Consider the following 2,537-nt stretch of genomic DNA (forward strand, 5'->3'; position numbering starts at 1 on the left):
AGTCTCGGGCCTGGTGGTCACCCGCTAAGGCAACGGCGCACCCTGCAAGAAAATCGAGGTGGTCGAAGCCGCGCACCCGGTGCCGGACGCCGCAGGCCAGGCCGTGGCCAAGCGTGTGCTGGAGCTGATCAGTAACCTGGGCGAAGACGACCGCGTGATCTTCCTGCTCTCCGGCGGCGGTTCTGCACTGCTCGCCCTTCCGGCCGCCGGCATCACCCTGGCGGACAAGCAAGCGATCAACAAGGCCCTGCTCAAATCCGGCGCCACCATTGGCGAGATGAACTGCGTGCGCAAGCACCTCTCGGCGATCAAGGGCGGGCGCCTGGCCAAGGCAAGCTGGCCTGCCACCGTCTACACCTACGCGATTTCCGATGTACCGGGCGACCAGGCCACGGTCATCGCTTCCGGCCCCACTGTTGGCGACCCCAGTACCTCGCAACAGGCGCTGGCGATTCTCAAGCGCTACCAGATTGAAATCCCGGCGTCGGTGCGCACCTGGCTGCAAAGCCCGGAGTCGGAAACCGTCAAGCCCGGGGACCCGGTGCTCGCCCGTAGCCATTTCCAACTGATCGCCCGTCCGCAGCAATCCCTGGAAGCGGTGGCAGTGAAAGTCCGCCAGGCCGGTTTCAGCCCGCTGATCCTCGGCGACCTGGAAGGCGAAGCGCGGGACGTGGCCAAGGTGCACGCCGGTATCGCCCGGCAAATCATCCAGCACGGCCAACCCCTGGCGGCGCCTTGCGTGATCCTCTCCGGCGGCGAAACCACCGTCACCGTACGCGGCAATGGCCGTGGCGGACGCAACGCCGAATTCCTGCTGAGCCTCACCGACAGCCTCAAGGGCCTGCCCGGCGTCTACGCCCTGGCGGGTGACACCGACGGCATCGACGGCTCGGAAGACAACGCCGGCGCGATCATGACGCCCACCAGCTACGCCCGCGCCGAAGCCCTGGGCTTGAGCGCCAGTGACGAGCTGGACAACAACAATGGCTACGGCTACTTCGCGGCCCTCGACGGCTTGATCATCACCGAGCCGACCCGCACCAACGTCAACGATTTCCGCGCCATTCTGATTCTTGAAAGCCCTGAAAGAGAGTCCCCTGAACATGACGCCTGACAAGAAGGTCAAGATCCTCGCCACGCTGGGCCCGGCCACCGACAGCATCGACGACATTCGCGAGCTGGTGGAAGCCGGGGTGAATATCTTTCGCCTGAACTTCAGCCATGGCGATCATGCCGACCACGCCCAACGCTACCAGTGGATTCGCCAGGTGGAGCGCCAGCTCAATTATCCCCTCGGCATCCTGATGGACCTGCAAGGGCCGAAGCTGCGGGTGGGGCGTTTTGCCGAAGGAAAAGTGCAACTGATTCGCGGCCAGGCCCTGCGCCTGGACCTGGACCCGACACCCGGTGACCAGCGGCGGGTCAACCTGCCCCACCCGGAAATCATCGCGGCCCTGCAGCCCGGCATGGACCTGCTGCTGGACGACGGCAAGCTGCGCCTGCGGGTGATCACCAAGCACGCCGATGCCATCGACACCACCGTGCTCAATGGCGGTGAACTGTCGGACCGCAAAGGCGTGAACGTACCCCAGGCATTGCTGGAGCTCAGCCCGCTGACGGCCAAGGACCGCCGCGACCTGAGCTTCGGCCTCGAACTGGGGGTGGACTGGGTGGCGCTGTCGTTTGTGCAACGCCCGGAAGACATCCGCGAAGCCCGCGAGTTGATCGGCGACAAGGCGTTCCTGATGGCCAAGATCGAGAAGCCCTCGGCGGTGCAGCGCCTGCAGGAAATCGCCGAGCTGAGCGACGCGATCATGGTCGCCAGAGGTGACCTGGGGGTGGAAGTGCCGGCGGAAAGCGTGCCGCAAATCCAGAAGGACATCATTGGTGTGTGCCGCCAGTTGGGTAAACCGGTGGTGGTGGCCACGCAGATGCTTGAATCCATGCGCTTCTCCCCGGCGCCGACCCGTGCCGAGGTCACCGACGTGGCCAACGCAGTGGCGGAAGGGGCGGACGCGGTGATGCTGTCGGCGGAAACCGCTTCCGGTGAATACCCGTTGGAGGCCGTGCTGATGATGAGCAAGATCATTCGCCAGGTGGAAAATGGCCCGGATTACCAGACCCAGCTGGACGTCAGCCGGCCCAAGGCGGATGCCACGGTGTCGGACGCCATCAGCTGTGCGATCCGCCGTATCAGCAGCATCCTGCCGGTGGCAGTGCTGGTGAACTACAGCGAGTCGGGCACCTCCACCCTGCGGGCGGCGCGGGAACGGCCGGCGGTGCCGATTCTGAACCTGACACCGAACCTGTCGACGGCGCGACGCTTGAGCGTGGCGTGGGGCGTGCATTCGGTGGTGAACGATCGGCTGCGGCAGGTGGATGAGGTGTGTTCCACGGCGTTGGAGATTGCCCAGGCACAGGGTATGGCGGAGCGTGGGGATACGTTGGTGATTACTGCTGGGGTGCCATTCGGGCAGCCGGGGTCGACCAACTCGTTGCGGATCGAGACATTGATCTAATCCCCTGTGGCGAGGGAG

1 protein-coding gene and 1 pseudogene are annotated in these 2,537 nt (G+C 65.1%); both read left to right on the top strand.

Going from position 1 to position 2,537, the window contains the following annotated elements:
- Window positions 1-1,114 (top strand): annotated as a pseudogene (locus tag HX846_RS35800) (glycerate kinase); the annotation flags it as partial.
- Window positions 1,104-2,519, top strand: a complete 1,416-nt coding sequence (gene pyk / locus HX846_RS35805; RefSeq protein WP_177008366.1) for a pyruvate kinase — start codon at window positions 1,104-1,106, stop codon at window positions 2,517-2,519. The pseudogene HX846_RS35800 and the gene pyk, both read left to right, overlap by 11 nt.
- The last annotated feature ends 18 nt before the right edge of the window (window positions 2,520-2,537 follow it).

The sequence above is a fragment of the Pseudomonas sp. K5002 genome (genome assembly GCF_013386655.1).
GTDB lineage: Bacteria > Pseudomonadota > Gammaproteobacteria > Pseudomonadales > Pseudomonadaceae > Aquipseudomonas.